The sequence below is a fragment of the Microcoleus sp. N9_B4 genome (assembly GCF_036701635.1).
Classification (GTDB): domain Bacteria; phylum Cyanobacteriota; class Cyanobacteriia; order Cyanobacteriales; family Microcoleaceae; genus Microcoleus.
In genome coordinates this window covers 38682-45932 of record NZ_JAUBRC010000049.1, presented here as the reverse complement: position 1 = coordinate 45932, position 7251 = coordinate 38682, and the positions used below count along the sequence as shown (strand labels likewise).

General features: G+C 45.7%; 5 protein-coding genes and 1 pseudogene. 5 read left to right on the top strand and 1 reads right to left on the bottom strand.

Features of this window, described 5'->3' with window-relative positions; all coding sequences use genetic code 11:
- Window positions 1-119: pseudogene (locus tag QUA43_RS25425) on the bottom strand (photosystem II D2 protein (photosystem q(a) protein)); the annotation flags it as partial.
- Window positions 120-322: 203 nt separating this feature from the next.
- Here QUA43_RS25425 and QUA43_RS25420 point away from each other — a divergent pair.
- From QUA43_RS25420 to mutL, 5 genes are all read left to right on the top strand, one after another.
- A complete protein-coding gene (locus QUA43_RS25420; RefSeq protein ID WP_333377475.1) occupies window positions 323-889 on the top strand; it encodes a photosystem I assembly protein Ycf4 in 567 nt (188 codons plus the stop codon).
- A gap of 308 nt (window positions 890-1197) precedes the next feature.
- Window positions 1198-1983: a peptidylprolyl isomerase gene (locus QUA43_RS25415; protein ID WP_445302002.1), complete on the top strand. Its 786-nt coding sequence runs from the start codon at window positions 1198-1200 to the stop codon at window positions 1981-1983.
- A 37-nt stretch (window positions 1984-2020) separates the two neighbouring features.
- A complete protein-coding gene (locus tag QUA43_RS25410; RefSeq protein WP_333377470.1) occupies window positions 2021-3364 on the top strand; it encodes a beta-ketoacyl synthase N-terminal-like domain-containing protein in 1344 nt (447 codons plus the stop codon).
- Window positions 3365-3699: 335 nt separating this feature from the next.
- Entirely contained in the window at window positions 3700-4809 is a 1110-nt protein-coding gene (locus QUA43_RS25405) for an ATP-binding protein (protein ID WP_333377467.1), read from the top strand.
- Window positions 4810-4991: 182 nt separating this feature from the next.
- Window positions 4992-6869 carry a DNA mismatch repair endonuclease MutL gene (mutL, locus tag QUA43_RS25400; RefSeq protein WP_333377464.1) on the top strand — a complete coding sequence of 626 codons (1878 nt, stop codon included), beginning with the start codon at window positions 4992-4994 and terminating at the stop codon, window positions 6867-6869.
- Window positions 6870-7251 lie beyond the last annotated feature (382 nt).

The window sequence follows — 7251 nt, the reverse complement described above, 5'->3', positions numbered from 1 at the left end:
CAGGGGAATAGCAGGATGCCAGACCAGCCTACGAAGACGAAGCGATCGCGTTTGAGCCAGTCGTCGAGGACATCAAAGATGCCTCTTTCGGTCTGGGCGCGTCCGACTGCGATTGTCATTGCGGTAAAATCCTTTTGCTTGTTAAAAGACCAAGGTTTCTAATTAAAGTTAACATAACTATATATTAGAAGTTCAGAATTTTTCAACATAATTAGCAGGAGTTGATACACAATGCCGATCGGTCGATCGCGATCGCCTCAGCGAAGCGTGACACTCGGTGGGCTAATTGAATTAAGATTTGGCTTTAAGGCTGTTTAATTTTATGACTGCAAAAACAATGACCTCGATCGATCCTGTCCTGCGCTACCCGGTTTTGGGCTCCCGCCGCTTCAGCAATTACTGGTGGGCGACGGTGGTCAGCATTGGAGGGACGGGTTTCCTGCTGTCGGGCATTTCCAGCTACTTGCACGTTAACCTGCTGCCTTTTGCTGACCCGACTCAGCTCATTTTCATCCCCCAAGGCATTGCGATGGGTTTCTACGGTGTCTGTGGCGTGCTGTTGGCGCTCTACCTGTGGCTGACTATTCTCTGGGATGTCGGTGGCGGTTACAACGAGTTCGATCGACAAACTGGCAACGTTCGGATCTTTCGCTGGGGATTTCCCGGCAAAAACCGCAAAGTTGATTTTACTTGCAAGACATCGGACGTGCAATCTGTGCGGGTGGACATTAAAGAAGGTCTCAGTCCCCGACGCAGTATTTATCTTAAGCTCAAAGACCGCCGTCAGTTTCCCCTGACTAGAGTCGGACAGCCGATTGCTTTGTCGGAAGTGGAAAATCAAGCGGCCGAATTGGCTCGATTTTTGCAAGTTCCCCTAGAAGGACTTTAGGGATTTTCGATTTTCGATTTTCGATTGGTAATGTCTAGTAGGGTGCGCCGGGCCACGCACCTTACCTACCTGGTAAGTGAAAAAGATTTATCTGCGAGTAAGCCTGTTACCAGTTTTTGAATCTATCAATTAACAATACTTCCGACAGTTTTTGATAGCCAACCGTAGAATAAGGCTTTCAAGGCTCCAAGGCTAGTTCGCTAGCAAAGGAAAATCGCGGGTTTCAGACTGCGAACTAAAAACACTGCGGACTATTGAATTAAAATCTTTAGTTGCAAAGTCCGTAATTGACTCAAAGTGAAATACAAATGCAAATGCAAATCAAAATTCAGCGGTGGTTATTCTCACTTTTAATAATTGGCGCGTTGTTTGTCGAAGGATGCGGTAGTTCCCCTGTGGCAAACTCGACTCCGACATCGAATCCGGCGTCGGGTGAAAATATTTCTTTGTCTCCGTCTCCTTCTCCTGCTGCTGTAGCGGCGAGTTCGCAATTTAGCAATTTGCCACGATTGGAAGGAAAAGCAACGGTGGTGATGACGGTTAAAGGTGCTCCAATTACGATCGAACTCGACGGCACAAATGCGCCAATTACTGCGGGCAATTTTGTCGATTTGGTTCAGAAAGGAGTCTACGACGGGCTGGTATTTCACCGAGTCGTGCGGGAACCTCAGCCTTTTGTAGTTCAGGGCGGCGACCCCCAGGGTAAAGACCCTAAATTCCCTACGGCGCGACTGGGAACTGGTGGTTTTATTGACCCGAAAACTACTGCAGAACGCAGGATTCCTCTGGAAATTAAAGCTAAAGGTGCTGCCAATCCGACTTACAGCGCGACGCTAGAAGAAGCTGGGGTTAAGGAGAAACCCGTGTTGATGCACAGTCGCGGGGCTGTTGCTATGGCTCGATCGCAGAGTCCTGATTCGGCTTCTTCTCAGTTTTACTTTACTTTGACCGATGTACCGTTTTTGGACGGTAGCTATGCGGTTTTTGGGTACGTGAAGCAAGGGATGGATGTTGTTGATAAGATTGAAGCGGGCGATCGCATTGATAAGGCTACCGTTACTCAGGGTTTGGAAAATTTTAAGCCTGTTAGCTGAAGGTAGTCATTAGTCATTAGTCAGCAGTCATTAGTGAATGGATGTTGTTGTTACTGGAATTGGTCTTGTTTCGGGTTTAGGGACTCTGGAAACTGGCTGGAAAAGACTTCTGTCGGGAGAATCTGGAATCGATCGGCATCAACCTTTTTTAGAACTTGAACGGCGACCTTTGGCTTTAATTGGCAAAAAACCTGTCGATTTAATAACTTTAATTCGGCAGGTTTTAACAGATGCTGTGCAAGATGCTAATTTGACTTTACCTTTGCTTGATTGCGGGATTGTTATTGGCTCTAGCCGCGGGTTTCAGGCAAATTTGGAACAGTTGGCGAGGGAAGGAAGAGGGAAGAAGGAAGAAGGAAGAGGGAAGAAGGAAGAAGGAAGTTCGGCAACGGATTCTGTAACGGATGTAACGGATGTAACGGATGTCAGGAAGAAGGAAGAGGGAAGAAGGAAGAAGGAAGAAGGAAGAGGGGAGAATGAAGAGGAAAGAGAATTCCCAATTACCGATTCGCAATGCCCAATTCCCCATGCCCAATTCCCCATGCCCAATTCCCAATTCCCAATTCCCAATTCTCAATTTGTGAATTTTTTGCCTCACATGGGGGCGATCGCGGCGGCGAGGGCAATTGGCTCGACGGGGCCGGTACTGGCACCGATGGCTGCTTGCGCGACGGGTATTTGGTCGATCGCCCGCGCTGTTGATTTAATCCGCACTGGTGAGTGTCAGCGGGCGATCGCAGGTGCTGTGGAAGCGCCTATCACACCGCTGACTCTGGCTGGATTTAGCCGGATGGGTGCTTTGGCAAACACTGGGTGCTATCCCTTTGATGAAAATCGGGAAGGCTTTGTGCTCGGTGAAGGCGGGGCTTTATTTGTATTAGAATCGGCCGAGTTGGCAAGGCGTCGTGGTGCTAAAATTTACGGTCGAGTTTCCGGTTTTGGCTTGACAAATGATGCTTGTCATGCTAACGCGCCGGAGCTAGGGGGGGAAAGTGCGATCGCGGCGGTAAATCAATGTTTGAAACGCAGCAATTTGGCGGCGATTGATATAGATTTTATTCACGCTCACGGTACTGCAACTGAGTTAAATGACCGACACGAAGCACTATTAATTGAGAAGTTATTTCACCCAGGAGTTGCTGTTAGTTCGACTAAGGGGGCGACGGGTCATACTTTGGGAGCTTCGGGAGCTTTGGGCGTGGCTTTTTGTTTGATGAGCATTAAATATCAGATGTTGCCGCCTTGCACGGGAATGAAAAAACCGGGGTTTGAATTAGATTTTGTTCGCTGTGCGCGATCGGCTATTGTCAGAAATGCGGTTTGTTTAAGTTTTGGCTTTGGCGGGCAGAATGCTGCGATCGTTTTATCGGGCGATCGTTAATTTTTGTAAACTAGGTCGATCGGCATTTAATTTACACGATCTCTCTACAGTTAAAATCTTCTGAGGCGGCCGGAGAACTCTCCCACGTCCAATTTAAATCTCAAAAATAGTACAATATTTATGTATTTTAGTCAATTAACTGAGAACTTTGGTGAGATTGCTGGTGCTGCTGTCCTAGTCTGGCTCTGCATCCAGACGCTAGTCCTGGCGTCACAGCCTGGGAGGCTAGAAAAGAGAGCCAGATTAAAGCAGTATTGTATTTTATTAACGCACCGATGGCGATCGGTGAAAATAGAAAAAAGAAACTGTTTAAATTAACTCTCAGGTATTTTCACATGGATCTGGCATCTCATCGATTTATGTCTTATTTTGAACCAGAGCAAGCTGCTCACCTTTGCCAAATAGCTGTTTTGGAGAGTTTTGATGAGGAAACGCTGGTTTTTGAAGAAGGAGAAATAGCCGATTTTTTCTATCTAGTTTTAGAAGGTAAAGTCGAGTTTAGCAAGCGGATTGAAAATCATAAATATCAAACGGTTGCTATCGCTAAGCCAGACGATTATTTTGGCGAACTCGGAGTTTTAGACGGAGAGCCACGCAGTGCTAGAGCTGTGGCAGTTGCAGGCTCGACTTTGGCGAAAATAGGCCGTGAAGAACTAATCACAACTCTCCAGTTTGCTAAAGGCAGTTCGGTACTGCAAATGTTTAGTTTCATTACTAAAAATTTACGGGAGACCACGGATCAATATGTGAGCCAGTTGGTACACAAACAAAAAATGGTATTGGTAGGAGAAATGGTGAGTACAATTATTCACGATTTCAAAAGTCCTTTTACCGGAATTAAACTCTCCAGTGAAATGCTCAAAGAAATGCACTCAGATGAGGAAACTCAGGAGTGGTGTGAACTTATTCAATTGCAGGTTCATCGAATGTTGGGGATGGCTGAAGAAGTATTAGAATTTTCGCGAGGTAATTCTGTATTCAATAAAAAACCAGTTAATTTAATTCAGACGTTGCAGCAGTTTGAAAAGTTGAACAGAGTTTATTGTGAAGCAGCAAAAGTAGATTTAGCAGTACGGGTGACAGAAGTAATAGTGGAAGCGGATGAAAATAAGATTTTGCGCGTTTTACAAAATTTAGTTGGGAATGCTGTTGAGGCTTTTGGCGGCAGAGGAGGTAGGGTGGAGATTGCGGTGACACAAAGTGAGGAGTGGGCAGAAATTAGCATTTACGATAACGGCCCAGGCATTCCGCCGACAATTAAAGAAAAGTTATTTGAACCGTTTGTAACTTATGGCAAGCGGACTGGTACTGGGTTGGGAACGGCGATTGTTAAGTCGATCGTTGAGGCTCATAAAGGGAAAATTACTTATGAGTCAGAGGACGGAAAAGGCACAACTTTTTACATCCGCTTGCCGAAAATTATGGTTTTATCAGATCAAGTTTAAGTAGGTAGGAAGATATATACTTAGGACTTTATCACTAAGCCTCAGAGACTTGGTTGATGAGTAAATATCTTGTTGTAAAACAATATTTTCCTAATAAACCGGGTTTAAGAGCGTAAGTCCTAATACTGTGTAGCGACTTGGAGAATCAAGTATAATTGAATTAACGATCTGCTAAAAATTTGATGCCAGTTACTATTCAAACCTTACCCACAGAAGTTATCAACTTAATTGCCGCCGGCGAAGTGATTGACTCGATCGCCTCCGCGGTACGAGAATTAGTTGAAAATTCTCTGGATGCTGGCGCAACTCGCATCGTTGTTTCTGTCTGGCCCGAACAGTGGCGGGTGCAAGTTGCAGATAATGGTACAGGAATGGATCTGGAAAATTTGCAGCAGGCGGCTTCGCCTCACAGTACGAGCAAAATTACCACGGAAGCTGACCTTTACAAAATTGCTACTTTGGGATTTCGTGGGGAAGCTTTGCACAGTTTAGCTCAGTTGGGCTGTTTGGAGGTTTTGAGCCGATCGAATGATTTGGGGTTGGGGGATTTTTCGGAAAATCGAGATTCGGCGCAAACCCCCGCTAAATCATCCTTTAACAAGGGGGGAGTTGAAAATGCTCGATCGGGCTGGCGGGTGGTTTACAATAACGCGGGCGTTGCTGTGGAGGTGGAAACAGCCGCGATCGCTCCGGGTACGGTGGTGACTGTTGATAATTTGTTTGGCAATTGGCCTGTGCGCCGCAGTTTTTTGTCGCCGGCACAGCAAATGCGATCGATCCAATCAATCATTCAGCAAATTGCTATTTGTCACCCGCACGTTAATTGGCAGTTGCGTCAAGGAAATACGCCTTGTTTGCACGTAACTCCTGGTAGCACAGCGGAACAACTTTTACCTCAATTCGTGCGCGGTGTGCGATCGAGCGATTTGCAGTATTTAAAGTTAGATTTGCCTGCGAGTCCTCAAAATCAGAAAGCCGCAAATTTATTAGTAGAAACTCAACTTGTTGGCGCTACAGTTACGCCTAATTACCAATTACCAGTTGCCAGTTCTCATTTCCAAATTCCCAATTCCCAGCGTTTGGAGTTAGTAATTGGTTTGCCCGATCGCTGTCACCGCAGGCGGCCGGATTGGGTGAAAGTTGGGGTAAATCGGCGAGTTGTGCGATCGCCCGAATTAGAACAAACTATTCTCAGCGCCTTTGCCCGCACTTGTCCGCGCGATCGCTATCCCGTGTGTTTTGTCCACCTGCAAATCTCCCCTTCGGAAATCGACTGGAACCGCCACCCCGCTAAGGTGGAAATTTATCTGCATGATCCGAGTTTTTGGCAAGCGCAAGTTAGCGCGGCAATTAATCGTGCCTTGCATTTGAACGATGAAGTTTTGCCGCCTGCCCCAATTCCCGATCGAGTGGGACAATTGCTGAAGGCATCGGAACAAAAAAGTGCTTACAGTGTCGGGATTTCGGCTAGGCAGAATGATGGCGGCGGTGAAGAGGAAAAAGCTAATCAAATAGGATTGATGGAATTGAGGGCGATCGCTCAAGTTCACAATACTTACATTGTTGCGGAACATTCCAGCGGAATGTGGTTGGTGGAACAACACATCGCTCACGAGCGGGTTTTATACGAGCAATTGTGCGCGGCTTGGCAGCTAAAATGTCTAGAAAAACCCGTGATTCTCAGTCAATTATCGGCGCTGCAAATTGAGAATTTATCCCGCTTGGGTTTGGAAGTAGAAAGTTTTGGCGAACAGCTATGGGCCGCCCGCGAAGTTCCTGAATTGTTAGCCGATCGAGATGACTGTGCGGATGCGCTTTTTGAGCTCAGTAAAGTCGCAGATTTACAAGCGGCTCAAGTTGCGACTGCTTGCCGCAGTGCTATGAAAAACGGTACTCCTTTGAGTCTTTACCAAATGCAAAATTTGTTGGATGAATGGCAGAAAACTCGTAATCCGCGCACTTGTCCTCACGGTCGCCCTATCTATTTTGCTTTGGAAGAATCGACTCTGGCTCGGATTTTTCGCCGTAGTTGGGTGATTGGTAAAAGTCACGGGATTTGAAAGTTGATTTGACATCCGAGGGCGTTCACCTCAGTCTGGCTCGATTGAAAAAAATCGTGAAGCTTTATTAAAAATAGTGGCAGATTTAGAGGGGAAAACTTAGAATATATTAAAATTTAAATAAGGCAGTGTTTTTAATATTTTTTGGGCAACAGGCAAGATGCCTGTTCCACAATAAAAAATGCCTCTTTTACCAGAAAAAAGGTTAATTATACTACCAAAAAGCTGCAACAGGCAAGATGCCTGTTCCACAATAAAAAATGCCTCTTTTACCAGAAAAAAGGTTAATTATACTACCAAAAAGCTGCAACAGGCAAGATGCCTGTTCCACAATAAAAAATGCCTCTTTTACCAGAAAAAAGGTTAATTATACTACCAAAAA

Coding starts and splice junctions, on each gene's coding strand:
- mutL (WP_333377464.1), top strand. CDS start 4,992: ATGCCAGTTACTATTCAAACCTTACCCACAGAAGTTATCAACTTAATT.
- QUA43_RS25405 (WP_333377467.1), top strand. CDS start 3,700: ATGGATCTGGCATCTCATCGATTTATGTCTTATTTTGAACCAGAGCAA.
- QUA43_RS25410 (WP_333377470.1), top strand. CDS start 2,021: ATGGATGTTGTTGTTACTGGAATTGGTCTTGTTTCGGGTTTAGGGACT.
- QUA43_RS25420 (WP_333377475.1), top strand. CDS start 323: ATGACTGCAAAAACAATGACCTCGATCGATCCTGTCCTGCGCTACCCG.
- QUA43_RS25415 (WP_445302002.1), top strand. CDS start 1,198: ATGCAAATGCAAATCAAAATTCAGCGGTGGTTATTCTCACTTTTAATA.